The organism is Arthrobacter sp. D3-16, from assembly GCF_054408515.1.
In genome coordinates this window covers 3,230,691-3,255,840 of record NZ_CP096437.1, presented here as the reverse complement: position 1 = coordinate 3,255,840, position 25,150 = coordinate 3,230,691, and the positions used below count along the sequence as shown (strand labels likewise).

The following is a 25,150-nucleotide window of genomic DNA, read 5'->3' as shown; positions in this document are numbered from 1 at the left end:
GCAACATAGGGCTATTCGGCCGTTTCAACGTCCTTGGCGTCCATAATGCGGTAGGCATAGCCCTGTTCGGCAAGGAACCGCTGGCGTTTGGCCGCGAAGTCCTGGTCCAGGGTGTCCCGGGCCACGAGCGAGTAGAACCGCGCCGCCCGGCCGTCCTTCTTGGGCCGCAGCAGCCTGCCCAGCCGCTGTGCCTCCTCCTGCCGCGATCCGAAGGAACCGGAAACCTGGATCGCTACAGAGGCTTCGGGAAGGTCGATGGAAAAGTTGGCAACCTTCGAGACCACGAGCGTCTGGATCCCGCCGGCACGGAAGTCGTCAAAGAGTTTTTGGCGCACCTTCACGGACGTGTCGCCCTTGATGACCGGCGCCCCGAGGCGCTCGCCGAGGTCATCCAGCTGGTCGATGTACTGGCCGATGACCAGCAGTTGCTCCCCACGGTGCCGGGCAACGAGCTGTTCCACCACCTGCGTTTTGGACTCTGAGGTGGCACAAAGCCGATACTTGTCCGCGTCGTCCGCCATGGCGTACGCCACCCGCTCGTCCCGCGGCAGGTCCACCCGGACCTCCACGCAGTCGGCCGGGGCAATGTAGCCCTGGGACTCGATGTCCTTCCACGGTGCGTCGTAACGCTTGGGGCCAATCAGGCTGAACACCTCGCCCTCGCGGCCGTCTTCCCGTACCAGGGTTGCTGTCAGGCCAAGGCGTCGCCTGGCTTGCAGATCCGCCGTCATCCGGAAGATGGGTGCAGGCAGCAGGTGCACTTCGTCGTAGATGATCAGGCCCCAGTCGTGCCCATCCACCAGTTCAAGGTGCGGATACAGGCCGCCGCGCTTGGTGGTGAGGACCTGGTAAGTGGCAATGGTTACCGGCCGTACTTCCTTCACAGCCCCCGAGTACTCACCAATCTCGTCCTCGGTGAGGGACGTGCGCTTGAGCAGCTCGTCCTTCCACTGCCGGGCAGCGACGGTGTTGGTGACCAGGATCAGGGTGGTGGTGGAACCGGTGGCCATGGCTGCGGCACCTACCAGCGTTTTGCCCGCCCCGCAGGGCAGCACCACAACCCCGCTGCCGCCTGCCCAGAAGTTGTCGCTGGCCATTTGCTGGTACGGCCGCAGTTTCCAGCCGTCCTCATTCAGCGCGATCAGGTGCGGGGTGCCGTCCACGTAGCCGGCCAGGTCCTCCGCCGGCCACCCGATCTTGAGCAGGAGCTGCTTGAGCTGTCCACGCTGCGACGCGTGCACCACCACAGTTTCGCCGTCAATACGTGGGCCCAGCAGCGGCTGGATCTTTTTGGACCGGATCACTTCCTCGAGAACCGGGTAGTCGTCAGTCCGCATAACCAATCCGTGCTGCGGATCCTTCTCCAGGCGCAGCCGGCCGTACCTGGACATGGTTTCTTCGACGTCGATCAGCAGCGAATGCGGCACGGGGAACCGGGAGTACTTCAGGAGGGTGTCGAGGACTTTCTCGGCGTCAAGTCCGGCGGCACGGGCATTCCACAAGCCCAGGGGAGTGAGCCTGTAACTGTGAACGTGTTCAGGGGCGCGTTCCAGCTCTGCGAACGGTGCGATGGCATGCCGGGCTTCGGTGGCGAGCTCGTGGTCAACCTCGAGCAGGATGGTTTTATCGCTCTGGACTATCAGGGGTCCGTCGTTCACGCGGGGGAGTCCTTCACTGGCGCAGTTCCTCTGCGGCCTCAATGTCAATGATGCGATGGATGGACAGCACCCGTTCGGTGTCCTTCGCGGGATCAAAGACCCGCACCCGTCCGCCGCTTACTGACAGGGGAACAACAATTTCCAGGTTGGCATTCCCCAGGCCGTCCACCACGTTCATGCTGATGCGCTGCTTGAGCCGGATGGCCCGCTGCAGCGCCTCCAAACCAAGCTGCGTGGCTGCCTCACCGCTATGGTCTGCGTCCGCGCCGTGATGAGTCCCTACGGCGGCAGGACGGTGGCGCAGCACATCAAGTTGTGCTTGCACTTCCTCCGCCGGCGGGGCTGTCCGCGGGGCAGTGTAGATGGGGCGGGATGGGGTGTGGGGCGCCGGAACGCGCCGGAGCCGGAGCACCGGCTGTTCCGAATCATCAATGGACGGGGAGAGGCCCAGGCTCCGGAGGACCTGCGCCGTTTCCCGCGGCGGCGCCGATGAGATGAGGACCGTGGGCGCAATCCGCACCAGGCCAAGCCCCTCCGTCTTCGGCCCGGCCAGCAGCTCCAACAGTGCAGCTTCATCCTCGCTCTGGACGAAACTGGCCGCTGCACCCACCCGCAGCCGGCCGTGCCGGGCCGCCGTATCCTCCACGAGGTACTGCAGCGGCTGGGGTACCGCAGTGGCCGAGTGCTCCTTCAGGAATTCCAGCACGGTGGAGGCGTCGTGGCCGGCGTCCAGGGCGCGCCGGACGGAGCCGGGCGAGAACCGGTAGATGGTGGCGGGCCCCTGGCCTTCAGCGTCGGCCATCAACAGCAGTTTTTCGGTCAGCGCCGGGGCCAGGTACCCGGGGGCAACTGCGGTGAGGTCTGCTTGGAGCAGTACGTGGTTCAATTCCGCGGGCAGGTGCTCACCCAGGATGGAGAGGGCGGCCTCGGGATCGTCGTCCGCGATGGCGCTTCCCAGTTGGCTCAAGGCCCCGGAGCCCAGCAGTCCGAGTACTTCGGCTTCTGCCAGGACTCCGCGGATCAGTGAGCTGAAGCGGCGGGCCATCCGCGGTTGGGCCCACTCTGCGCGTTGGAGCACCGCTGGGGCGTCCAGGACGGGCGCAGTTCCGTCAGGGGCTGCTGCTTCCCGGGTGAGTTCGTTCAGGATCTCCAGGATCCGTTTGCGAACGACCGGGGCGTCGGGCCGTTGCGCTTCGGCCGATAAGGCGATGATGGTGCTCCCGGAAGCGGCACGGTGCGCTGCGGCTCCCGGGGTCCCGTTGATCGGTTGCCCCACCAGGGACGGTACGCGCTCGCTGGCCAGCCAGGCGTTAACGAGCCAAAGCCACTGTTCCTGCCTGGGCAGGATAAGCCACTCCAGCTCCGGCGGCTGGACCCACGATGAGGAGTCCACATCCAGGCGGATCAGTCCGGCAAGCCCGCAGAGCTCCAGGAGCAGCCCGGCACGGGGCTGGTCGATCCGGAGCATCTCGGCGAGCCGCCGCATCTCACGGACACCTACGCCGCCACTGCGCAGTGTGGCCAGGGGCTGCTCCCGGACCGCATGGAGTATTTCGCCCACGAGCCGCAGCGTCTCGCTGATGGCTCCCAAGGCAGCATTCCGCCGCAACGCCGCACTGGTTTGGCCGAGCTCGGGAACCGGCGGCGACAGCCTGAAGTCGTCGATGATGGCACCCCCGCGCAGCGAGAGCCCCACGCTGTGCGGCAGTTCCACATGGGCGGCGTCAAGCGGCACCAGCAGTCCGCGGGCCAGGAGCCAGTCGATCGGCCCGACGTCGGATCCTTCGGTGGAGATGGACGCCTTGCGCTGCGCCTGGGGAACGGCACCCATGGCCCAGTTCCTGAACCGGGCGAGCAGGGCGGCCGTCCGTTCCGGAGCCGTGGCCAAAATGTCCTGGAGGTTCTCCGGCGAGGACGTCCAGTGCTGCAGGGCAAGCGCTGCTTCCATGGGCGTTGTGGCTCCATGGATGGCTGCACCGCTGCGGTGAAGCTCGGAAACCAGCTGGACCGCCCGCTGCGCAAAAGCCGGCTGGAGGCGCACCAGTTCGGTATAGCTGCGGCCAAGCCCGGCAGGATAAATGCCCACCACATCCTTGAGGCTGCCGACGGGAAGGTAATAGCGCTGCCTGTTGCCGGTGGCGGGTGATCCGTGCGGGGGTTCTGCGCGGTGTACGAGGGCGAGTTCCTGCAGGGACGCCAGGATCCGTTCCACAGCGGCAACCGTGGAACCCGATATCAGTTTGCGCAGTCCTGTGGCGGAGGCGCTGTGCTCCGTATCCGTGTTGGTGCACAAATGGAGGGTTTCCAGGACCTGCATCTGTGGCCGGTTGAGGCGTTCCAGCGCACGCTGGACGCTGACACGCCCGCTGGCCCGGGCAGCGAGGGCGGCGAAGTCAGGTACCGGGGGGGAAACGAGATCCGGACGCGCGTCGAACAGCGCCCGCAACGAGTCGTCGCTGCGGGCCTCCAGGTCCTTGCTGAGCGCGCGAATAAGGGACATCAGTCCAACGTTACCGCCCGCCCGGTTTTCCTGCCCGGCGGCGGCCGGCAACGCTGTCCAGAACAAGGAACAGCATCAGGAGGAATGCCAGCGGCAGGCCGTAGAGCGCGGTGTAGGTGACCCAGGCAGGAGCAACTGAACCGGCGAAGGCGAAGGCCATAACGGCAGCCACCGCCGCCAGCGAAAGCACGGCAATAACGGCGGCGACGATCGTCAGGGGACGCCGGTAACGCGAGGGTGTCATGAACGTAACGCTAACAGCCCGGTCTGACAGTCCCGGCATGGCTGCAGGGTGGCGTTGCGGAGAGCCCTCGAAAGCAGGATTACGGCAGCGGGCAGGATAACCTTGAGGGATACAGACCAACACGGTCTCCCAGCCGTCACACCTTGGACCCGCACAACCATGTGGATGCGGTGACAGCTGGCCGTGTCTCAAGACGTCAGAACGAAGAAGGTTGATTACGTGCCTACCGGCAAGGTCAAGTGGTATGACAAGGAAAAGGGCTTCGGATTCCTCGCGGGCGAAGATGGCCAGGAAGTCTTCCTGCCCAAATCGTCGCTGCCTGAGGGCGTAACAGAGCTGAAAGCAGGCACCCGCGTCGAGTTTGGAGTGGCAGACGGCCGCAAGGGAGCCCAGGCCCTGGGCCTGCGCGTGCTGGACAAGACGCCGTCCATTGCCAAGGCGAAACGGCCCAGCGCGAAGGACCTTGCGCCGCTGGTCCAGGACCTGGTGACTGTTTTGGACAACCTGTCCGGAACCCTTTCCAAAGGCAAGTACCCGGAAGGCAACAAGGGCAAGGCCATCGCCGCGGCCCTGCGTAAGGTTGCCGACGAGCTGGACGTTTAGGCCTTCATGAACCGGGAAGCTGATCAGCAGGACCTGGAGTCACTCGACCCGGAGTCAACGTACCTGGAGCCACCGGGTTTGGAGTCACCGGTCATTCAACCGGTGGACCGGGTGCCCTGGGCGGCAAAACCAGCCAAGCGCCGCGCCGGTGTGCCCGTGTGGCGTACAGGTAAGCCGGATGCTTTCCTCGCTGCTGCCGTGGACACGGCGCGAACGGCCATCGAGGGCATCACCGCAGCGTCGGACATTGGGGAGCACCTGGCGGCCAAGACCGAAGGCGACCGCCTGGTCACTCACCTCTTTGAATGCAGGCTGCCCGGCTATGCCGGCTGGCAGTGGTTCGCAGTGCTGACGCGGAATTCGCGGTCCAAGGTGGTCACGGTCAACGAGCTCGGCCTCTTGCCATCGGAGGAGTCCATCCTCGCCCCCGAATGGGTTCCGTGGGCCGAGCGGGTGCGGCCCGAGGATGAACAGGAACAGGAACAGGAATCGGGGCGCGGTGAGGACCGGGCGCACGAGCCGGAAGCCGCCACGCCCGACGCCGGTGCGCAGCAGGCTGATGTACGTGCATCCCACCCTGATGTGTCGGAAACCGACGCCGCCGAGCCTGCTACTACACAGCCTGGTACTACACAGCCTGTTGATGGGGAGGCTGGAGCCCTGGTCGCTGCAGACCTGGACGATCAGGCCCAGGTTGACCAGGCCCAGGACGACCAGGCACAGGTTGATGAAGCCGACGTGCCTGAGCAGCCCACAGGCCACGCCTCCTTGGCAGATTAGGGCACAGAGAACAACCGCGCCCAGCAAGGAAACTGGGCCAGGACGCGCAAACGGCGCCGACCGGGCAGGACCCGGGCGGCGCCGTCGTACGTTAAGACTGGGGCGTTACGTCAGCCACGTTAGCTGCGCGCAGTCCCGATCACTTGCGCAGTTCGCCCACCACATAGTCGATGCTGGCAAGAAGCGCGGAAACATCGGCCGGTTCGATGGCCACGAAGGTTGCAATGCGCAGCTGGTTGCGGCCGAGCTTGCGGTACGGCTCGGTGTCCACGATGCCGTTGGCGCGGAGGACTTTGGCGACCACTGCTGCATCCACGGATTCATTGAAGTCGATGGTTGCGATGACGTTTGAACGCTCATCGGGATTGGTTACGAAGGGGGTTGCGAACTCTGAAGCCTCAGCCCAGCTGTAGATACGGCCGGCAGAATCGGCCGTGCGCGAAGAAGCGAAGTCAAGGCCGCCGTTGGAGTTCAGCCACTGCACCTGTGCGTCCAGCGTTACCAGCGTGGACAGTGATGGAGTGTTGTAGGTCTGGTTCAAGCGCGAGTTGTCAATTGCGGTCTGCAGGTCCAGGAAATCCGGAATCCAGCGGTCGCCCGCCTTGATCCGCGCCACACGTTCCAGGGCGGCGGGGGAGAACAGCCCAAGCCAGAGGCCGCCGTCCGAGGCAAAATTCTTCTGCGGAGCGAAGTAGTAAACGTCACTTTCCGCCACGTCCACGTCCAGCCCGCCCGCGGCAGAGGTGGCATCCACCAGCACCAGGGCACCCTCATCTGCACCGGCAACACGCTTAACCGGCGCTGAAACCCCCGTGCTGGTCTCGTTCTGGGGCCAGGCGTAAACGTCCACCCCTGCTTCGGCCTTGGCTGAAGGGCGGGTGCCCGGTTCGGACTTGATGATGGACGAGGAGTCCAGGAAGGGCGCGTTGTTGGTGGCTGCGGCAAATTTGGAGCCGAACTCGCCGAAGGAAAGGTGCTGCGCCTTGTTTTCAACCAGGCCGAAGCTCGCCACGTCCCAGAAAGCCGTGGAGCCGCCAACGCCCAGGACCACTTCGTAGCCCTCGGGGGCACGGAAGAACTGGCTGAGACCTTCGCGGACGGAACCAACGAGGTTCTTGACCGGGGCCTGCCGGTGGGACGTGCCCAGGATGTTCTTCGAGGCCGCGGACAGCGCATCAATTTGCTCCTGCCTGACCTTGGAAGGCCCGGCGCCGAACCGTCCGTCCTGGGGCAGGAGGTCGGCGGGAATAGTGATGCTGGTTTCGCTCACGGGTGCTCCAATTTCGGCGTGGACATGGCTTTTGTCCGGTCGGGTGTTGGTGGCCGGCAGCCGGGAACGACTGCAACCAGGGCCTCCCTCATTCTGCCTGAACCGCTTCATGGGCGGGAACCGGAACCGCCATAGTCCAGCCAATGAGACGGTCCGCCCGCACCCACGCGAACTATTAGGACAAAGTCAAAATAGGCTAAGCTTTTCCACGGACTACGTCGCGGTGAAGGCGATACGGTGGGACAACGCTAGGTACTGTGCTCGAGGAGCTGAGCTGGATGACGGATCTGATCGATACTACGGAGATGTACCTTCGGACCATTCTGGAGCTCGAGGAAGAGAACATTGTTGCCCTTCGTGCGCGTATTGCCGAGCGGCTGCGCCACTCCGGTCCCACCGTCTCCCAGACCATCGGACGCATGGAACGGGACGGGCTCGTTGTGGTCTCGGGCGACCGCCACCTTGAGCTGACCGAGACAGGCCGGAAGCGTGCCACGGAAGTAATGCGCAAGCATCGCCTGGCCGAACGCCTTCTCGCCGATGTGATCGGGCTGGACTGGGCCTATGTCCACGATGAGGCCTGCCGCTGGGAGCACGTGATGAGTGAGCGGGTGGAACGGCGCATTTACGAGTTGCTGAACCACCCCACCGAGTCCCCCTACGGGAACCCGATTCCGGGCCTTGCTGCCCTGGGTGGCGTGGCGTCCCTGGGTTTCGCGGATGGAGCCATTAGCCTTCTTGAGGCGATGAAATCCTACGGTCCCGCCTCAGTGGTGACCATCAGCCGGCTTGCCGAGCCCATCCAGGTAGAGCCTGAACTGCTCTCCCAGCTCGATGAGGGCGGCATCCGGCCGGGTGCCGCTGTATCGCTGGAGCGGGTGGGTGACTACATTTCGGTCCGGGTTCCCGGAATCGAAGGGGCGCTGGAGTTGCCCCCGGAGGTTGCCGCGCACGTCTTCGTGGCGATCAGCTAGAAAGCCACGGACGAGCCCGGTACCCCATGTGAGGGCCGTTACGCAATGATAACGGAATTGTTACTTTGGGCCTTAAGCATCTATAGTTGAACCAAGCGTTGATATTAAAGCGTTACCTGATCTGGAGCCGAGCTCTGCCAGCGGATCAGGAGCACCAGTCGTAACTGGCAGAGGCGGGGGAACCACAAGCGGCAGCGGGGGACTGCCTTGGGGTGAAGTCCGTCAGCAGCAAGCCTCTTCCAGTGAAGGATTCCTCCGGGGATATCTCTGTGCCGAAGCTTGCTTACGGCGGACCGGGTCTTTGAACTCTCTGACCCGAATCCGACAGCTAACTTCGCAGGCTTTCCAGAGAGGAACCCTTCTTGACCATGCAGAATTCCAGGGGACGCCGCCGCGCGGCGGTCCCTGCTTCGACACCGCCTGTTGTCGAAGTCATCACCTCGGAACGCCCCCGCGATCCGCACCGTGATGCGCGCCGCCGTCGGGGTCCCTTCCGTCAGATCACTGAATTCGCTGCTGCCAGCGGCATCGGCCAAAAGGCCGGCATCGCCCTCGCTGCCACCGGACTGGTACTCACCGTGACGGTGCCGGCTACCAGTCCAGTGATGGCCACCGACGCCTCCGGTTCCGCTCCTGTGGCTGCGTCCGCTGTTGTGCCCCAGCCCCAGGTTTCCGCGGAAGCTGGCGCCCAAATCGACTTCAGCCGCTCTGCTGTGGTTACCCAGGCGGACCCGGATGGCAAGCTGAAGCAACTTCTCAGCGCTCAGTCTGCCGGCGCCATCACCCGCGCCGCTTCCGCTGGAAGCCTTGGTGCCCCGCTCTCTGCCTTGACCACTGCTTCGCCCTTCGGGTACCGGGTCAGTCCCATTACCGGAGGCTCCGGCGACTTCCACCGGGGACAGGACTATGTGGCCCAGTGCGGCACCTCTGTACTTGCTGCAGCTACCGGAACAGTCACCTTCGCCGGGTGGCACCAGTACGGTGGCGGCAACCGTGTGGTGGTGGATCACGGCAACGGCCTCGAGACCACCTACAACCACCTGTCATCCTTCAGCGTGAAGGAGGGGCAGACGGTGTCCCGTGGGGACGTTGTGGCCCTCAGCGGGACCACTGGAGCCTCCACCGGCTGCCACCTCCACTTTGAGGTACAGGTCAACGGCGAAGTTGTTGACCCGACCGGCTGGCTTTAGTCAAGTGACGGTGAGCTATCGAATGATCTTGACTTGCCGTGACCTGAATGTGACATTCACGCAAAACTGCTGTACCGTCTAACTCGCGTCAACTTTTCCGAAGTTGACGCTCTTGTGCGGATTGCCTAACTCTGCCACCGCTCAAGGTCCGTTCGCATTTCATCGTCTGGCAGGGGCGGGGGAACCAATTTTGGCCTTCAGCTTTTTGAAGGCCTTGGGGTTAAGTCGCAGAAGCTTCCCAGGAAGCTGCGCGGCCGGGTGACTCCCATCCGAATCCGACAGCTCACCTCGTAGGCATTGGGAGAGGCTACCTTCGTGTCTTCACGCCATAATTCTGCGCGCCACCGTGCGCAACCGGTTCGTACCAACCCCCTGGACTCCATGTCCAAGGCTGTTAGTGCCAATGCCGGGACAGTAGGTCGCCAGGCTGCAGTGATCGCAGCTGCGTCCGGCCTCATCCTGACCATGGGCCTGCCGGCCAATGCGGCGGACACCACCGCTGGTGTCTCCGCCTCCACCGAGTCCGGATCCGCACAGAGCGCCCTCGCGGTCACTGCGGCACCCACGGCCACCGTTTCCTTCGAGCGCCCCGTGGTCAAGACCACTCCGGCGCCCAAGGTCGTCGAAACGGTGCGTACGCAGTCAACTGCCTCCGCCAACCGAACGGCAACCACCGCTGCCACGGCTGCCACCGCAGCCGCTCCGGCAACCGCCGCCGAGAAGCCCACTGAAACCGTTGCCTCCGCTTCCACCTCCGGAATCGCGGGAATCGCCTACACCGGCATTGGCCGTCCGTACGTTTGGGGCGGCACCACCCCCAACGGCTGGGACTGCTCAGGCTTCACCCAGTGGGTCTACGCCCAGGCCGGCATCAGCATCCCCCGCGTCAACGCGTGGACTGCAATGAAGCCCACCTCCACGCCTCAGCCGGGTGACCTGGTCATGCAGAACGGCGGCGCGCACGTAGGCATCTATGTCGGCAACGGCATGATGATCAGCGCCTTGAACCCGTCCCAGGGAACGCTGCTGCACTCGGTAGCTGCTACCGGCTCTTCCTCGTTTTTCACTATGAACTAGTTCTTCGACCCCAGGGTCCAAGGGCTTTTTCTTTGCCCAAAACACGCTCTTCGCTAAATCACACACATCCCCGTTCGGGGCGTGCCGGCGTACCCCCAAGATGCCGGCGCGTCCAAACGCCTTTGGCTGCCTACATGCGGTCTAAAGGAAAACGAAAGAGAGAACTGATGACTACTCGTGCAACCGCACGGCACCGCGCCGAGGTCACCAAAACCAACTCGCTCGCCATCATTGCCAAAGCTGTCGGCGGGAACGCCGGCGGCGTAGGACGCCAGGCAGCTGTTATCGCAGCCGCTTCCGGCCTGGTCCTGACCAGCGGCCTCGCTGCCAACGCTGCTGACGCCAACGTCCAGCGTGACTCCGCCCAGGCCTCCAACCTGGAAGTTGAGTCAACGGTCGAGGCTCCGATCTCCGCCGCTTCCACCATTGCCATCTCCTTCGAGAAGCCTGCTGTGACCACCACGCCGGCTCCCGTTATTGAAGCTCCGGAGCCCGAGGTTGAAGTCCAGGAAGCCGCTCCGGCTCCTGCGCCGGCCGCAAGGACCGCCGCTGTCGCAAAGGTAACCGCCACGGCTCCTGCTCCGGCAGCCCCCGCCGCTCCTGCCTCGGCCAGCGGTAAGGGTGCAGCCATCCTGTCCGCCGCATACGCCCAGCTTGGCGTTATGCAGGACTGCACCATGCTGGTGACCAACTCTTTGGCTGCCGTGGGCATCAACTTCCACGACTGGCCTGCAGGCTACCTCTCCCTTGGCCGTACGGTCAGCGCTGCTGAAGCTCAGCCGGGCGACCTGATCTACTACGCAGACGGCGGCGCCGGCATGGCCCACGTAGCTGTCTACGCTGGTAACGGCCAGGCGGTCCACGGCGGCTACAACGGTAACCAGACCGTTGTCTTCAGCGCCAACGTTGGCTCCGGCCCGGTGTTCATCCGCGTCAGCTGATAAAACGGCGGCCCGGAAGCGCCGCTGAACAACACTGGCCCAGGACCCCTGCTTTGCGGCAGGGGTCCTGTTCCGTTAACCGTCTGGGCAGCTCCGGACGGCTACTGGATGCGGCGAGGCGCCACCGAATGTCGGCCGGACACGGCGGCGCGTGCTCCAGCTATTAGCCGATAGTGCACTTCTTTGTTTACTCTTGTGGTGTCGATCCATAGCCCGGACATGCCGAGGGCAGCCGGCCCTCGTGCCCCTGACGGGTGCGGCCGTGAAGAGGTACGTGCATGCGCACTCTCGTTCTGAATGCTGGATATGAACCGCTGGCGGTTATTACTTTCCGCCGGGCGCTGGTGCTTGTCCTCACGGGCAAGGCGAGCGTCGTGGCCGAAGGGGACGATCCCGTAGTGGGCCCCCAGGAGATCCTGGGCCGCCCGTCCGTGATCCTCCTGAACCGCTACATCCGGCCCAGATATAACCAGTCCACCGCTGTCAGCCGGCGCGGAGTGCTTCGACGTGACGGGCACAAGTGCGCTTATTGCGGAAAAGCTGCGCACACCATCGATCATGTTCACCCAAAGTCACGCGGGGGAGCCGAATCGTGGGAAAACCTGGTGGCGGCCTGCCTGAGGTGCAACAACCTCAAAGGCGACCACACGCCGGCTGAGATGGGCTGGAAGCTGCGGTTCGTCCCGGAGCCTCCTCATGGCACCATTTGGCAGATTAAGGAACTCGAGAAGCCCACGCCCGCGTGGGACCCGTTCCTCCTGCCCGAGCGTGCTGCCTGATCCCCTGGTTCGGCTGCCGGCTTCGTGCTGGCCCAAGCTGCCGCCCTGAGTACGTTGCCCCCGCCGTCGCCCGACTAGGCTGGGAGGGTGGAACAAGACCGCTTGTACTTCAACGCCCTGATCCTGGCCGGAGGCCGGTCCTCGAGACTGGGGGGCGTACCCAAACAAGAGTTGGTCTTTCACGGTGACACCCTCCTGCAGCGGGCGCTTGCAGCGGCCTCCGGCGCAACGCGCACAGTGGTGGTTGGTCCGGAACCCGGCGCCCTGCCGGCAGGGGTGATTTCCTGCCGGGAACAGCCGGAGTTCGCAGGACCGGCCGCCGCGGTGGCCGCCGGTCTGGAGGCCCTCGCCCAAGCCGCAAGCGAACCTGCCTACACCCTCGTGCTGGCATGCGATATGCCCCGGGTCTCGGCTGCCGTGCAGGTGCTGGCCAAGGCACTGGAGTCGGGGGAGACCAGGGCCGACGCAATCATCGCGTGCTCCGAAGATGGCAGGGCCCAGCAGCTCGCGGGGTTTTACCGCACGAGCATGTTAAAAAAGGCAGGGCGGGAATTGGCCTTACGCGGTGCCTTAACCAACGGTTCCATGCGGGCGCTCCTTGCTAGTCTTGACGTGCAGCTTGTCACCGTCCCTGCAGGCTCCACTGCCGATGTGGATACCTGGGATGATGCCGCCGCACTTGGAGTTGACGCCGGAAGCCGGGACGAGGGCCAGGACCGGAACGGCAGCAATTAAATTGGGAGGCAGTTCGTGAAAAGCCAGGATGAAACGCTGGAGGAATGGTGCAGGTCCCTGCTCCAAGCTTATGAGCTTGAGGACGTCCAGGTGGACGTCAATGCCATCCTCGCACTCGCGGGCGTCGCTGCCCACTCCGTTGTGCGGCCCGCGGCGCCCCTCACCACCTTCATCGCCGGCTACGCTGCCGGCCTGGCCTCGGCGTCCGGGCGCAGCACAGATGCCGCGTCAATGGAAGGGGCGCTTGACGTGGCACGTTCCCTGGCTGCGGACTACGATGCTGAAGCCGCCGGGACTCCCGGCGAATGACCGAGGAACCCGGGGAAGAACGGAGTCCAAGCGACCTGCCGGAAGCGCCGCAGCATCTGGACCAGCCGCAGCATCTGGACCATACGTGGGAAGAAGCCCGGCAGGCGGCTTTTGATGCAGCCACCCCGATTCCCGCCGGGCCGGTTCCCCTGGCCCTGGCCTTGGGCCGCAGGTTGGACCAGGACATTGTGGCGTTGCAGGATATGCCCCACTACGCGTCCTCAGCCATGGATGGCTGGGCGGTTAACGGGACCGGGCCATGGATCCTGGTGGAGCCGGGCAACCGGCTGGCGCCGCACCAGGCCAGCCCCATCGTGACCGGCGGTCTCATTCCTCCCGGGGGTAAAGCGGTGTTGCGCAGCGAGAGCGCCGTGCTGGGCAAGGATGACGACGGCCTGCCTGTCTTGATGACCGGGGGAACCGCCAAGCCCGGCGAGCCGCGGAACGGCCAGCACATCCGGAAAGCCGGGGAGGAAGCGATGGCCGGGGACATCCTTGTCAAGGCAGGCACGGACCTCAACCCGGCCCATCTCGCGGTGGCTGCCCTGGCGGGTTACGACGAGTTGCAGGTCCAGGGGAAACCCCTGGTCCGGCTCCTGCTGACCGGTGGCGAGGTGATAGGGCAGGGAGTTCCGGATCCCGGCCAGGTACGCGATACCTTTGGTCCGCAGTTGCCGGCCGTGGTGGGCATGCTGGGAGGAATAGCGGGGGGACAGCAGAGGATCGGGGACTCCTATGAGGAGTGGCTCGCCGCCCTGGAAGACGTGGTGCCGGAGGCTCCGGGCGCTCCGGACCTGCCGGCCGACGTCGTTATCACCACTGGCGGGACAGGGCGATCAGGCACGGACCACCTCCGGCAGGCGGTGGCGGAGCTGGGCGGGCGGCTCGTCGTCGACGGGATCGCGATGCGGCCAGGCCACCCCGCTGTCCTGGCCGAACTGCCGGACGGCCGCTTCGTACTCGGCCTCCCGGGGAACCCCCTCGCCGCAATGATGGCCCTGTGCACGGTGGGGGCCCCGTTGCTCGCCGCGCTTGGCCACGGCAGCCTGCCCGAAATCCAGGAAGTACCCTGCGGAAGCACCATCGAACCCGATCCAGGACGCACCCGGCTGATGCCGTTCCGGCTCCTCTATGGCATGGCCTCCCCGGCGCAGCACACGGGCCCGGGCATGATGCGCGGGTTGGCGTCGGCGGCGGGCGTGATGGCGGTGCCGCCGCACGGGGTCCAGCTCGGCGATCCGGTGCCGGCGTTCGCGCTGCCCTGGGGACCACCCATCCCGCCGGCCGCGGAGTCTGCCGGCAAAGCCAAGCCGAGGAAAGCCGCGCGGGCAAGCAGGACGGCCGGCAAAGCGGCGGCCGGCGGCCCCGTGGATTGGAGCGCGCTTCTTGGCTGAAGACGATCCCTGGCCCCAGCACCCGCTGGTATCCCGGTCCCGCAGTTGTCATGATGGACGTATGAAAAGGCAGGGGTGGCTATGGGCCGCGTGACCCAGCGCCGCAAGGTGCATAAGTATGTGCTCGACGGTTCTCCGAAGGCGCTCGAGTTCCCGGTACGGCACCGTGAGGATGTCCTCGCCGTAGAGGAGCCGCTGGAGATCCGGTTGGGGCAGCTCTCCTTCTCCGTCACCATGCGAACCCCGGGTGACGACTTTGACCTGGTGGCCGGTTTCCTGGTGTCGGAGGGCATCATCTGGACCTCTGAGCAGCTCGTGTCGTTGCGTTTCTGCGCAGGGGAGGATGAAAACGGCGTCCAGACATTCAATGTGGTTGAGGTCCAGTTGCGGCCCGATGTTACTGTTCCGTCCATTGGCCGCCACATCTATACGTCGAGCTCCTGCGGCATTTGCGGAACCGACTCGGTGGAGTCCGTCCAAAAGTCCTCGCACTACAGTCCCGCCGCGGATCCCCTGACCATCGATGCCGGGCTCCTCGCGTCCCTGCCGGGCCTGCTGCGGAAATCCCAGCGCCTTTTCGAGGATACGGGCGGCGTGCATGCGGCCGGGCTGTTCAGGATCCAGGACGACGGCGGCGTGGAGCTTATGTGCCTCCGGGAGGACGTAGGCCGCCATAACGCTGTGGACAAGGTGGTGGGCTGGGCCTTGCGCGAAGGACTGCTGCCGCTGCGCGGAACGGTCCTCCAGGTATCAGGGCGGGCCTCCTTCGAGCTTGTACAGAAGGCGGCCCTGGCGGGAATCCCGGTACTTGCTGCCGTCAGCGCTCCCTCCAGCCTGGCTGTTGAACTGGCAGAGGCCAGCGGCCTGACCCTCGCCGGGTTCAGCCGGGGAACCAGCCTCAATATCTACGCCGGGGATCACCGGATCATCAGGCCGGTTGCCCAGGCACCCGCCGCCGCGCTGCACTGAACATCGGCTCCGCCGCAGGCCCCGTCCTTTTCGGAAACCGCTTTTCCAGGGATGTTATCCGCAGGGATTCGCGAGTAAGCTACCAGCGGGTAGATTTTATCCACTGAATGGACACCATGGTCCACGTTTCCAGTGCTGAAGAGGGCCAACATTGCATGACGACCGCCGGATTACGGAAGTCCGCCTCGACAGGTTCGTCCGCGAACGCATCGTTCCCGCCGTATACAGCAGGAGCCTTCCCCTCACGCTGAGCAGTTGGGACGTACCGGACGAACCTGTGCCGGCGCTCGAGGCCATGCGGCAAAACTTCCTGCCGCAGGAACACGGCGCGCCCTGGGGGAAGCCCTGGGGTACCAAGTGGCTCCGCCTGCAGGGCGAAGTCCCTGAGTTCTGGGGCACGGAACCGGATACGACTGTTGAAGTGGTGGTTGACCTTGGCTTCACCATCGAGGTTCCCGGCTTCCAGTGCGAGGGCATCGCCTGGCGCGCCGATGGCACCATCATCAAAGCCGTCTCACCCCGGAACCAGTACATACCGCTGAAGCTGCTTGGAGGCGGCATGGCTGTGGACTTCTACGTGGAGGCCGCGGCCAACCCTGATGTAGCGCAAGGCTGGACGTTCGCGCCCACGCCGTACGGGGATAAGTCAACAGCGGGGACAGCACCGCAGTACACCCTGGGAACCATTGCCATTGCCGAGTTGAACCGGACGGTCTGGGAACTCCAGCAGGACATCTGGACCCTGTCCGGGCTGATGGCGGAACTGCCCCTGGAGCTTCCGCGGCGGCATGAGATCCTCCGGGCGCTTGAGCGGATGATGGATGTGATGGACCCGGACGACGTTGCCGGGACCGCCGCAGCCGGACGCGAAGCGCTCATTGAAGTGATGGCCAGGCCCGCCTATGCCTCCGCCCATCAGCTCGTTGCCACGGGCCACGCCCACATTGACTCGGCCTGGCTGTGGCCCGTCCGGGAGACCATCCGCAAATGTGCCAGGACGTTCTCCAACGTGGTGGCCCTGATGGATGAATACCCCGATTTCGTTTTCTCCTGCTCATCTGCACAGCAGCTGGCCTGGATCAAGGAGTTCTACCCCGAACTCTTCGGGCGGATCCGTGAAAAGGTGCGTGCAGGACAATTCGTTCCTGTGGGCGGCATGTGGGTGGAATCGGACACCAACATGCCCGGCGGCGAGGCCATGGCACGGCAGTTCCTGGAGGGGAAGAGCTTCTTCCTGGCCGAATTTGGCGTCGAGTGCAGGGAAGCCTGGCTGCCGGACTCCTTTGGGTACTCTGCTGCCCTGCCACAGATCGTCAAGTCCGCCGGCAGCCGGTGGTTCCTCACCCAAAAGATTTCCTGGAACCAGACCAACCGCATGCCGCACCATACCTTCAACTGGGAGGGAATCGACGGCACCAGGCTCTTCACCCACTTCCCGCCGGTGGACACCTACAATGCCCAGCTCAGCGGACGCGAACTGGCCCATGCCGAGCGGAACTACCGTGACCACGGCCGTGGAACGGTGTCGCTGGTGCCCTTCGGCTATGGCGACGGCGGCGGCGGCCCTACCCGGGAGATGCTGGCGGCGGCTGCCAGGACGGCGGACCTCGAAGGCTCGCCGAAGGTACGGATCGGATCCGCGGAGAGCTTCTTCCAGCAGGCGGAGGAGGAATATCCGTCCCTGCCGGTGTGGGTGGGCGAGATGTACCTCGAACTGCACCGCGGCACCTACACCAGCCAGGCCAGGACCAAGAAGGGCAACCGGCGCAGTGAACACCTGCTGCGCGAGGCGGAGCTGTGGTGCACGACGGCCGCAGTCCGTACCGGGGGTTCCTTTGTTTATCCCGCTGCCGAGCTCAAGAGGCTGTGGCGGCTGGTGCTGCTGCATCAGTTCCATGACATCCTTCCCGGCAGTTCCATCGCCTGGGTCCACCAGGACGCCGAACGCAATTACCACGCCATCGAATCCGCCCTCGAAACATTGATCGCCCAGGCAGCCAAGGCAGTCCTTGGCCGCGGGGAGCGGCAGTTCCTGCTGAACGCCGCGCCCCATTCCCGTAACGGCGTGCCGGCACTGGCAGCGGGTGAGCCGGTGGCAGCGCCACTACGGTCCCGTGCAGCCGCCCGGGACCACGGCTTTGTGCTGGACAACGGCATCATCCGGGCAGTCCTGGACGCAAACGGTTTGCTCACCTCCCTTCGGGACTACGCGAGCGGACGCGAGGCGGTTGCCCCGGGGGAGCGCGGCAACCTTCTTGAGCTGCACCGTGACACCCCCAACGAATGGGACGCTTGGGACATTGACGAGTTCTACCGCCGCAACGTCACACCGTTGACCTCCGCGGAGTCCGTGCGGCTCGCGGAGGATGACGGCGAAGCTGCCGTGGTGGTGGAGCGGGTGGCAGGATCCTCTGCCATTACCCAGCGCATCAGCCTTGCGGCCGGGAGCCCCTCCCTTTCCATCAGCACGTCCGTAGACTGGCAGGAGCGGGAGAAGCTGTTGAAGCTTGGCTTCGCGCTGGACGTACGGGCGGACCGGTCGGCGGCCGAGACGCAGTTCGGGCACGTCTTCCGTGCCACCCATACCAACACGTCCTGGGAAGCCGCCAAGTTCGAAATCTGCGCGCACCGCTGGATTCACGTTGCAGAGCCGGGCTACGGCGTCGCTGTGTCCAACTCGTCCACCTACGGCCACGACGTCATCAGGAGCATCAGGGAGGCCGACGGCGGTACCACCACCACAGTGCGTATGTCACTGCTGCGCGCCCCGAAGTTCCCGGACCCAAACGCGGACCGCGGACTTCACGAGCTGACAGTCACTATCAGGCCCGGCGCTGACATCGCCGATGCCGTCCAGGAAGGCTACCGGACGAACCTCCCACCGCGGCTCGTCATGGGCGCCGCGCCGGTGGAGCCGCTGTTTTCCGTGTCTAACCCTGCCGTGGTCATCGAAGCGGTAAAGCTGGCCGAGGACGGCTCCGGGGATGTGGTGCTCCGGTTGTACGAGTCGTTGGGGCAGCGTTCCGCAGTGCGGCTCTCAGCGAATTTCCCGGTTCAGCAGGTGGAAGCCGTCGACCTGCTGGAGCGCCCCGTGCAGGCGTCCGGCGTCGAAGCAGGGCCGGAGGGAGCGGAGTTGCTCCTGCGGCCGTTCCAGTTGGTCACGCTGCGTTTTGTCCGTGCCTAGCACCCTGGCTTGGCCGTGTCCTGGAAAAGAGCAGAAAGGGCCTTAAATGGCTGAGTGGGGGCGGTCCCCAACGGCCGCCACCACTCATCCCCCCAAAGCATGCAAAGGCCCCCGGGAGCCGCATCGTTCAAGAAAGTATCCCCGTTCGTGAACGCCCCGGGCTCCCACCTTCACACATTCATGATTGTTTCACATTCTAATGAATTTGTGAAAGCCGGTCAGGTTACTTTTCGGTAGATGTCTTCTTCACCTTGAAGCTCTTGCTGCTTCGAACCCTGGCAATCCAGATGAGGGCAAGGCCGAGGACGAAACAGAGGACCGCTGTGTAATTGACGATGAACTCCAAAGCACCCCACTCCGGCGGCACCACAGGGAACAGCAAGGTCAGGGCAATGGCAACTCCACCTACTGCCAAAAGCCCGGCGGCGAGCCGCACCAGTATGGGAAGCCTGCGGCCCACTGCGCGAACCATGGCCGGCAGCAGGACCAGGGAGACGTAGGAGGGATAGGCGCGGCCAGCCGCCCCGTAGTACTCCACCAGGATGGAGTTGCGCTCGCTTTTACCTGAGGTTTCGGACAGGCCGGCCGAGGAGCCCGCAGTATCCATCAGGAAGAACACGCCGACCATTACCAGCGAAACCGCCAGCAGGACAGCCATGCCGGCCTTTCCGGTGATAAGCCGGTAAGCATGGTCGGCACCGAAACCACGGGTGACCCGGATCCCGACGAAGTAGATGGCGGCGAAAATGATGAAGCGCAGCAGCAGATTGGCGAGGTTGACGCCCCCCAAGGCCCTGTCAACAGCGATGTAGGGTGCCTCGATGCTCAAAAGGATGGCCACGGTCATCAGGGCGAAGATGTAGAAAAGCGACCTGTTCTCGCCACGAAGGGCGCTGGGTACCCTGGCTGCAGCTATGAGGCCGCACGTGGCCAGCGTTGACCACTGAAGGATCTCGATCATCCCAGGTTCTCCCAAATCTTTTCTGTTTGCGCCTGGTCCTGCTCCTGGCGTCGTAAAACCTTGCCCAGTGCCTGCAGCCTGTCACCGGCGAGTACGGCGAGGTCGCCGTCGGACAGACTGTCCAGTGCTGCCTGGCGCGCGCCCGGAGGCCAGCCTGCTTCGTCCTCCGTAATCAGGCCCGTGGCAACCAGCCCATTCGTCAGACCAACACCTGCCGCGACGGCAGTGGCAACCGCCAGTCCGGCGGAGAGCCGGTTGGCCGACAGCTGCGCGGAATAGTTCTGCGGTGCGATGCCGGTAACGGCGGAAACACGGTGCCGCAGCTCGCCGTCGTCAATCGCGTCCACCCAGTTCCTGACGGACGTGGCATGCGGCGCCGGCGACAGTGCTGGACGCTTGCCGCCTGGTTCCCCGGCGGGGTCCAGCCCCGGGCGTGCCACCAGGGCGCGCAGGAGGTCGGCAGTTGAGATCTGGCTTACCAGCTCACAGCGGGTAGGTGGCTGCTGGGGGCCGGACAGCCCGCGGTAGGGATCGAAGTCGGCCAAGGCAGCTACCGGGTTAATGTCGTAGGCGCGGCTGATGCTGACCACCGTGCTTACGGAGACTTTTCCACGGACCAGTTGCTGGGCGAGGGTGGTCCGCTTGATCCCGGAGATCCTGCAGACGTCTGCCGTGCTGGAGTCCGGCGCAATGCCTTGCAGCCAGCGCTGGAACGCCTTGGCGGGGAGGGTCATAGGGGGCTCTCTTGAAAACGGATGGTGTGTCGATTTTAGCCTGACGCCATCGACGCCGATTTTACCCGCACGCTTGTTTCGACTATGCTTGATGGTCGAGCCCGTTGGTCCGTACACCCCCCAAGTCCGGACCAGCGGGTTCTTTATGTCCGGGCTCCGGGCGCCGTCCTCCTGCCGGAATGCGCGAGGCTCTGCGGGCCGGAAGGCGCCCAGAACTGCTGCGCGCGCCGGTGAAAGGATGGACCCATGACTGCGACCCTTGTGGCAAAGGATGTTTCCGGCGGTCACGACCACCGGCTGCTCTTTTCCCAACTTTCCCTCACCGTTGCCCCCGGCGATGTTGTAGGTGTGGTGGGTGCCAATGGCGCCGGCAAATCCACACTGCTCCGACTCCTCGCAGGCGTCGACCAGCCGCAGGACGGTAATGTCAGCCTTGCTCCCGCCGACGCCTTCGTGGGGTGGCTTCCCCAGGAGCACGAGCGGATTCCCGGTGAATCGGTTGCGGCGTACATTGCCCGGCGGACCGGTTGCGCCGAGGCCACAGCGGAGATGGAATCCACAGCGGAGGCGCTTGGCTCCGGTGCGCCCGGTGCCGATGACGCTTATGCGCGGGCTTTTGACCGCTGGATGGCTTCCGGTGCTGCGGACCTCGACGACCGCATCCCCGCCGTCCTGGCCGATCTGGGCCTGGAGACCGGGGCCGACGCCGAGATGACAGGTTTGTCCGGCGGCCAGGCAGCGCGCGTGGCGCTCGCGGCACTGCTGCTGAGCCGCTTCGACGTCGTCCTCCTGGACGAGCCCACCAACGACCTTGACCTTGCCGGACTCGCGAAACTCGAGGATTTTGTCCGCGGGCTGCGCGGCGGCGTTGTCCTGGTGAGCCACGACAGGGAGTTCCTGGCCCGCTGCGTCACCACGGTGGTGGAACTGGACCTGGCGCAGAACTCCGTGGCCGTTTACGACGGCGGCTATGACGCCTTCCTCGAAGAACGTGCAGTGGCCCGGCGCCACGCGCGCGAGAAGTATGAGGAGTTCGCGGCCACCAAGGCGGACCTGGTGTCACGGGCCAGGACACAGCGGGAATGGAGCTCGCAGGGCGTTCGGAACGCCATGAAGAAGAACCCGGACAACGACAAGATCCGCCGCGCCGCCAGCACCGAGTCCTCTGAGAAGCAGGCCCAGAAGGTGCGCCAGATGGAATCAAGGATCGCCAGGCTGGACGCGGTGGAAGAGCCCCGGAAGGAATGGCAGCTCCAGTTCTCCATCGGCAAGGCGCCGCGCTCAAGCGCCGTGGTGGCTACCCTCCGCGACGCTGTAGTCCGGCAGGGCACCTTCACCCTCGGCCCGGTCAACCTGCAGCTCAATGCGGGGGAGCGGATCGGCATCACAGGACCCAACGGCGCCGGTAAGTCCACCCTGCTGCGCCTTCTCTTGGGCGACCTCGCACCGGAGTCCGGGAGTGCTGCCATGGGTGCTTCGGTGGCCATCGGCGAGATCGACCAGGCCCGCGGGCTGCTTGCCGGCCACCTGCCCCTGGCCGACGCGGTCGAGGCCGTCCTGATGGACCTGAACCCGGCTGACGTCCGTACCCTGCTCGCCAAATTCGGCCTCAAGGCGGAACACACTGCCCGTACCGTCGATTCGCTGTCGCCGGGCGAACGGACCAGGGCTGCCCTGGCCCTGCTGCAGGCGCGCGGGGTGAACCTCCTTGTCTTGGATGAGCCAACCAACCACCTTGACCTTCCGGCGATCGAACAGCTCGAGGAGGCGCTGGAAAGCTACGACGGCGCCCTCCTGCTCGTGACGCACGACCGGAGGCTGCTGGAGAACGTGCGGCTGGATGTACGTTGGAATGTGGACAACGGAAGCGTTACGGAGCAACAGCAATGAGCATGGAAGGCGTGGCCTGGAACTCCCTGTACAAGATCACCCGGGCCAAGAGCGGTTCCAAGCCGTTCTCCAAGGAAACCCTGAAACGTGTCCTGGCCTTCGCCCGCCCGCACCGCGGCAAGCTGCTGGCCTTCGTGGCCCTCTCGGTCGTGATGGCCTTCCTGGCCGTGGCCACTCCCGTCCTTGCGGGACAGGTGGTGGACGCGATCGTGGCCAAGGCCGGCGCCGACGAGGTGCTCCGGCTTGCGCTGCTCATCGCCGTCGTCGCCATTGCCGAGGCGGGAGTGGGCCTGGTCAACCGCTGGCTTTCCTCCACCATCGGTGAAGGCGTCATCGTGGACCTTCGTACGCGCGTCTTTGACCACGTGCAGAAGATGCCGATTGCCTTCTTCACCCGCACCCGGACCGGGGCCCTGGTCAGCCGCCTCAACAACGACGTCATCGGCGCCCAGTCGGCATTTGCCGGCACCCTGTCCGGAGTGGTCAGCAACGTGGTGGCGCTGATCCTCACCCTGATCGTGATGCTCGGCACGTCCTGGCAGGTGACGGTCCTGGCCATGATCCTGCTGCCGGTCTTCCTCATCCCCGCACGGCGGATGGGTTCCAAACTTGCCGACCTGCGCCGCGAGGCCGCGGAACACAACGCCGCAATGGGCACGCAGATGACCGAACGCTTTTCGGCGCCGGGTGCCACGCTGGTCAAGCTGTTCGGCCGGCCTGCGGAGGAATCCCGCGAGTTCGCGGTGCGCGCGGGGCGGGTCCGCGACATCGGGATCCGCACCGCGATGCTGCAGTTTACGTTCGTCACCGCCCTGACCCTGGTCTCCGCCCTGGCCCTGGCACTGGTCTACGGGCTGGGCGGCTGGCTGGCGATCACCGGACAGCTCGCACCCGGCGATGTGGTGGTCCTGGCGCTGCTGCTCACCCGCCTCTACGCCCCGCTCACCGCCCTGTCCAACGCCAGGGTTGAAATCATGAGCGCCCTGGTCAGCTTTGAACGCGTGTTTGAAATCCTGGACCTCAAACCCCTGATCCAGCAGAAACCGGACGCTGTGCCTGTTCCGCCCGGCCCGGTCTCGGTGGAGTTCGACGACGTCCGCTTCGCCTACCCCGCGGCGGACAAGGTTTCACTGGCCTCGCTGGAAGAGGTGTCTACGCTGGACACCCGCGGCGGCGAGGAAGTGCTGCACGGCATCAGTTTCCGGGTGGAGCCGGGCCAGACGGTAGCGCTGGTGGGATCCTCGGGCGCAGGAAAATCGACCATCGCGCAGCTGCTGGCCCGGCTCTACGACGTGGACTCCGGCGCCGTACGCCTGGGCGGAACTTCTCCGGGAACCGGGCTGGACCTGCGCGACGCCACCTTTGACTCGCTGCGGGACACCCTGGGGATGGTGACGCAGGACGGCCACCTCTTCCACGAAACCATCGCCTCCAACCTCCGGCTCGCGAAGCCGGATGCGACCGATGCGGACATGTGGGAGGTCATCCGGCAGGCCCGGCTTGAAGCCATGATCCGCTCCCTGCCCGATGGGCTGGACACGGTGGTGGGTGAACGGGGCTACCGGCTTTCCGGCGGCGAACGCCAGCGGCTCACCATCGCCCGGCTGCTCATCGCCCAGCCCCGCGTGGTCATCCTCGACGAGGCGACGGCCGCGCTGGACTCCACCAACGAAGCCGCCGTGCAGGCGGCCTTGGGCGCCGCGCTCGAGGGGCGCACCGCCGTCGTCATTGCACACCGCCTGTCCACTGTCCGTGCCGCTGACGCGATCCTGGTGGTGGAGGACGGCCGGATTGTTGAGCGCGGCACCCACACAGAACTCCTGGCGGCTGAAGGCCGCTACGCCGAGCTGTACCGGACGCAGTTCGCCGAGGCTACGGCAGTGGCGCAGGAAGCAGTTCCCGAGTTCTAGCCTTCCGTCCAGACGGTTTGAGGCCTCGCGGCCAGCTCCGGCAGGATGTGATCGGTCAGCAGCGGGGCGAGGTCCCGTGGGAGGTCCCCGCCCAGTTCCAGCCAGCGGATTTCCGCTATCTCGGCGGATGGCCGGGCCTGCCACGTCCCCGGCGCCAGGAACACCGTGGCTTTGATGTCCGTGGCGGCCTCGTTGGCGGCGTCGGCAATCCAAACGCCCATCAGCTGCAAGTGGCTTGGGTCAAGGACAATGCCCACCTCTTCCGCCAGTTCCCGCGCTGCGGCCTGCACGGCGGTTTCCCCGGCTTCCGGTTTGCCGCCGGGGTGCATAAACATGGACGTGCCGCGCTTCCGGACGGTCAGGAGCCGGCCGGCGTTATCAAAGACGCAGACGGCGGACACCACGATGCGGTTCTTCAACTGTCCTGCTCCTGCCGTAGCAGGCGCGAGCTCAGCAGGAGATCCTTCCGCGGCCCCTGCACGTCCCAGCTGTAACTGAACCTGTGGGGGTCCTCGTACGTATAAGCCACGCGGTAGGTGTCGGGATCGCACCAGTGCCGGTCCAGGTTGGCCTCCGGCGTGAAGCTCATGGTGTGGAAGGGGCGCCCGTCGGGGAAGAAGACGTCCAGGGCGTCGGGCCGGTGCGTGGTCTTCAAGAGGTATTCACGGGAGGCGGGCCCGGTGAAGGTGGGCCAGCGCATGGTGCCTTCCTCCCGGAGGGCAAGGCCGCCGTCGTGCGTGGGAACAAAATGTACGACGCCGGAAAAGGTTCCGCGGGTGCCGTTCGTCCGGTCCAGCAGGTCCCGCTGGACGGTCCACTGCCCTGCGTGCCCATCGGCCGGCCGGCCGAGCAGGTAGGTGCGGAGCGCGAACTCCGGAGGAGGAAAGTTCAAGTGCCCTCGATTGGAATCGAACCAACGACACCGGCTTTAGGAGAGCCGTGCTCTATCCACTGAGCTACGAGGGCGGGCATCCGAGGGATCGGCAAGGCCGGTCCGGCCGGACACGGATACAAGCATACAAGGTGCGGAGCCGTACTACGCTCAAAG

Annotated in this window: 22 protein-coding genes, 1 tRNA gene and 2 riboswitches; of the genes, 14 read left to right on the top strand and 9 right to left on the bottom strand. The window is 65.1% G+C overall.

Annotation, left to right across the window (positions count from 1 at the left end; genetic code table 11):
- Positions 1–11: 11 nt before the first annotated feature.
- Genes M1D32_RS15210 through M1D32_RS15200 form a run of 3 tightly spaced genes read right to left on the bottom strand, consistent with a single transcriptional unit; the run spans position 12 to position 4,402 of the window.
- Positions 12–1,658 carry a DNA repair helicase XPB gene (locus M1D32_RS15210; protein ID WP_458779467.1) on the bottom strand — a complete coding sequence of 549 codons (1,647 nt, stop codon included), beginning with the start codon at positions 1,656–1,658 and terminating at the stop codon, positions 12–14.
- Positions 1,659–1,671: 13 nt separating this feature from the next.
- Positions 1,672–4,158: a helicase-associated domain-containing protein gene (locus M1D32_RS15205; protein WP_458779466.1), complete on the bottom strand. Its 2,487-nt coding sequence runs from the start codon at positions 4,156–4,158 to the stop codon at positions 1,672–1,674.
- Between the two features lie 10 nt (positions 4,159–4,168).
- Complete coding sequence (locus tag M1D32_RS15200; protein ID WP_458779465.1) at positions 4,169–4,402, bottom strand: hypothetical protein; 234 nt, start codon at positions 4,400–4,402, stop codon at positions 4,169–4,171.
- A gap of 219 nt (positions 4,403–4,621) precedes the next feature.
- Here M1D32_RS15200 and M1D32_RS15195 point away from each other — a divergent pair, with 219 nt between their 5' ends.
- Positions 4,622–5,005 carry a cold-shock protein gene (locus M1D32_RS15195; protein ID WP_013599963.1) on the top strand — a complete coding sequence of 128 codons (384 nt, stop codon included), beginning with the start codon at positions 4,622–4,624 and terminating at the stop codon, positions 5,003–5,005.
- Between the two features lie 6 nt (positions 5,006–5,011).
- Entirely contained in the window at positions 5,012–5,785 is a 774-nt protein-coding gene (locus tag M1D32_RS15190) for a DUF3027 domain-containing protein (protein WP_458779464.1), read from the top strand.
- A gap of 139 nt (positions 5,786–5,924) precedes the next feature.
- On the opposite strand, the gene serC is transcribed toward M1D32_RS15190, so the two are convergent.
- Positions 5,925–7,055 (bottom strand): phosphoserine transaminase, encoded by a 1,131-nt coding sequence (gene serC / locus M1D32_RS15185; protein ID WP_458779463.1) that lies wholly within the window; start codon positions 7,053–7,055, stop codon positions 5,925–5,927.
- A 278-nt stretch (positions 7,056–7,333) separates the two neighbouring features.
- On the opposite strand from serC, the gene M1D32_RS15180 reads away from it, so the two are divergent.
- From M1D32_RS15180 to M1D32_RS15135, 10 genes are all read left to right on the top strand, one after another.
- Positions 7,334–8,029 carry a metal-dependent transcriptional regulator gene (locus tag M1D32_RS15180; RefSeq protein ID WP_458779462.1) on the top strand — a complete coding sequence of 232 codons (696 nt, stop codon included), beginning with the start codon at positions 7,334–7,336 and terminating at the stop codon, positions 8,027–8,029.
- 146 nt (positions 8,030–8,175) lie between these two features.
- Positions 8,176–8,387: riboswitch (cyclic di-AMP (ydaO/yuaA leader) on the top strand.
- Positions 8,388–8,397: 10 nt separating this feature from the next.
- A complete protein-coding gene (locus M1D32_RS15175) occupies positions 8,398–9,219 on the top strand; it encodes a M23 family metallopeptidase (protein WP_458782205.1) in 822 nt (273 codons plus the stop codon).
- A gap of 128 nt (positions 9,220–9,347) precedes the next feature.
- A riboswitch (cyclic di-AMP (ydaO/yuaA leader) is annotated at positions 9,348–9,530 on the top strand.
- Positions 9,531–9,600: 70 nt separating this feature from the next.
- Complete coding sequence (locus M1D32_RS15170; RefSeq protein ID WP_458779461.1) at positions 9,601–10,296, top strand: C40 family peptidase; 696 nt, start codon at positions 9,601–9,603, stop codon at positions 10,294–10,296.
- Between the two features lie 167 nt (positions 10,297–10,463).
- Positions 10,464–11,237 (top strand): NlpC/P60 family protein, encoded by a 774-nt coding sequence (locus M1D32_RS15165; RefSeq protein WP_458779460.1) that lies wholly within the window; start codon positions 10,464–10,466, stop codon positions 11,235–11,237.
- A 278-nt stretch (positions 11,238–11,515) separates the two neighbouring features.
- Complete coding sequence (locus M1D32_RS15160) at positions 11,516–12,016, top strand: HNH endonuclease (protein WP_458779459.1); 501 nt, start codon at positions 11,516–11,518, stop codon at positions 12,014–12,016.
- A gap of 87 nt (positions 12,017–12,103) precedes the next feature.
- Positions 12,104–12,751: a molybdenum cofactor guanylyltransferase gene (mobA, locus tag M1D32_RS15155; protein WP_458779458.1), complete on the top strand. Its 648-nt coding sequence runs from the start codon at positions 12,104–12,106 to the stop codon at positions 12,749–12,751.
- 15 nt (positions 12,752–12,766) lie between these two features.
- Positions 12,767–13,060, top strand: coding sequence for a DUF6457 domain-containing protein (locus tag M1D32_RS15150; protein ID WP_205484411.1), 294 nt, complete (start codon positions 12,767–12,769; stop codon positions 13,058–13,060).
- A complete protein-coding gene (locus tag M1D32_RS15145; RefSeq protein WP_458779457.1) occupies positions 13,057–14,454 on the top strand; it encodes a molybdopterin molybdotransferase MoeA in 1,398 nt (465 codons plus the stop codon). Before M1D32_RS15150 ends, M1D32_RS15145 begins: the two co-directional genes overlap by 4 nt.
- A gap of 81 nt (positions 14,455–14,535) precedes the next feature.
- A complete protein-coding gene (gene fdhD, locus M1D32_RS15140; RefSeq protein ID WP_458779456.1) occupies positions 14,536–15,423 on the top strand; it encodes a formate dehydrogenase accessory sulfurtransferase FdhD in 888 nt (295 codons plus the stop codon).
- Positions 15,424–15,574: 151 nt separating this feature from the next.
- Positions 15,575–18,607, top strand: a complete 3,033-nt coding sequence (locus tag M1D32_RS15135; RefSeq protein WP_458779455.1) for an alpha-mannosidase — start codon at positions 15,575–15,577, stop codon at positions 18,605–18,607.
- A 223-nt stretch (positions 18,608–18,830) separates the two neighbouring features.
- Here the strand turns inward: M1D32_RS15135 and M1D32_RS15130 are convergent, their stop codons facing one another.
- Together M1D32_RS15130 and M1D32_RS15125 are read right to left on the bottom strand one after the other, a co-directional pair.
- A complete protein-coding gene (locus tag M1D32_RS15130; protein WP_458779454.1) occupies positions 18,831–19,568 on the bottom strand; it encodes a hypothetical protein in 738 nt (245 codons plus the stop codon).
- Positions 19,565–20,302, bottom strand: a complete 738-nt coding sequence (locus M1D32_RS15125; RefSeq protein ID WP_458779453.1) for a hypothetical protein — start codon at positions 20,300–20,302, stop codon at positions 19,565–19,567. Before M1D32_RS15125 ends, M1D32_RS15130 begins: the two co-directional genes overlap by 4 nt.
- Positions 20,303–20,548: 246 nt before the next feature.
- Here M1D32_RS15125 and M1D32_RS15120 point away from each other — a divergent pair, with 246 nt between their 5' ends.
- Positions 20,549–22,192, top strand: coding sequence for an ABC-F family ATP-binding cassette domain-containing protein (locus M1D32_RS15120; RefSeq protein WP_458779452.1), 1,644 nt, complete (start codon positions 20,549–20,551; stop codon positions 22,190–22,192).
- A complete protein-coding gene (locus tag M1D32_RS15115) occupies positions 22,189–24,102 on the top strand; it encodes an ABC transporter ATP-binding protein (RefSeq protein ID WP_458779451.1) in 1,914 nt (637 codons plus the stop codon). Before M1D32_RS15120 ends, M1D32_RS15115 begins: the two co-directional genes overlap by 4 nt.
- Here M1D32_RS15115 and M1D32_RS15110 read toward each other — a convergent pair.
- The 3 genes from M1D32_RS15110 to M1D32_RS15100 form a co-directional block, all read right to left on the bottom strand.
- On the bottom strand, positions 24,099–24,521 hold the full coding sequence (locus M1D32_RS15110) for an NUDIX hydrolase (RefSeq protein WP_458779450.1): 423 nt from the start codon (positions 24,519–24,521) through the stop codon (positions 24,099–24,101). The genes M1D32_RS15115 and M1D32_RS15110 overlap by 4 nt on opposite strands.
- Positions 24,518–24,994: a DUF6314 family protein gene (locus M1D32_RS15105; RefSeq protein ID WP_458779449.1), complete on the bottom strand. Its 477-nt coding sequence runs from the start codon at positions 24,992–24,994 to the stop codon at positions 24,518–24,520. The genes M1D32_RS15110 and M1D32_RS15105 overlap by 4 nt, the downstream gene beginning before the upstream one ends.
- Before the next feature lies 1 nt (position 24,995).
- Positions 24,996–25,068 (bottom strand) — tRNA-Arg (locus M1D32_RS15100).
- Between the last annotated feature and the right edge of the window lie 82 nt (positions 25,069–25,150).

What these genes read in the sequence shown, in the direction of transcription:
- M1D32_RS15205 (WP_458779466.1), bottom strand. Translation starts at nt 4,158, where the DNA reads ATGTCCCTTATTCGCGCGCTCAGCAAGGACCTGGAGGCCCGCAGCGAC.
- M1D32_RS15200 (WP_458779465.1), bottom strand. Translation starts at nt 4,402, where the DNA reads ATGACACCCTCGCGTTACCGGCGTCCCCTGACGATCGTCGCCGCCGTT.
- M1D32_RS15190 (WP_458779464.1), top strand. Translation starts at nt 5,012, where the DNA reads ATGAACCGGGAAGCTGATCAGCAGGACCTGGAGTCACTCGACCCGGAG.
- M1D32_RS15180 (WP_458779462.1), top strand. Translation starts at nt 7,334, where the DNA reads ATGACGGATCTGATCGATACTACGGAGATGTACCTTCGGACCATTCTG.
- M1D32_RS15175 (WP_458782205.1), top strand. Translation starts at nt 8,398, where the DNA reads ATGCAGAATTCCAGGGGACGCCGCCGCGCGGCGGTCCCTGCTTCGACA.
- M1D32_RS15170 (WP_458779461.1), top strand. Translation starts at nt 9,601, where the DNA reads ATGTCCAAGGCTGTTAGTGCCAATGCCGGGACAGTAGGTCGCCAGGCT.
- M1D32_RS15165 (WP_458779460.1), top strand. Translation starts at nt 10,464, where the DNA reads ATGACTACTCGTGCAACCGCACGGCACCGCGCCGAGGTCACCAAAACC.
- M1D32_RS15160 (WP_458779459.1), top strand. Translation starts at nt 11,516, where the DNA reads ATGCGCACTCTCGTTCTGAATGCTGGATATGAACCGCTGGCGGTTATT.
- M1D32_RS15145 (WP_458779457.1), top strand. Translation starts at nt 13,057, where the DNA reads ATGACCGAGGAACCCGGGGAAGAACGGAGTCCAAGCGACCTGCCGGAA.
- fdhD (WP_458779456.1), top strand. Translation starts at nt 14,536, where the DNA reads ATGGGCCGCGTGACCCAGCGCCGCAAGGTGCATAAGTATGTGCTCGAC.
- M1D32_RS15130 (WP_458779454.1), bottom strand. Translation starts at nt 19,568, where the DNA reads ATGATCGAGATCCTTCAGTGGTCAACGCTGGCCACGTGCGGCCTCATA.
- M1D32_RS15125 (WP_458779453.1), bottom strand. Translation starts at nt 20,302, where the DNA reads ATGACCCTCCCCGCCAAGGCGTTCCAGCGCTGGCTGCAAGGCATTGCG.
- M1D32_RS15120 (WP_458779452.1), top strand. Translation starts at nt 20,549, where the DNA reads ATGACTGCGACCCTTGTGGCAAAGGATGTTTCCGGCGGTCACGACCAC.
- M1D32_RS15115 (WP_458779451.1), top strand. Translation starts at nt 22,189, where the DNA reads ATGAGCATGGAAGGCGTGGCCTGGAACTCCCTGTACAAGATCACCCGG.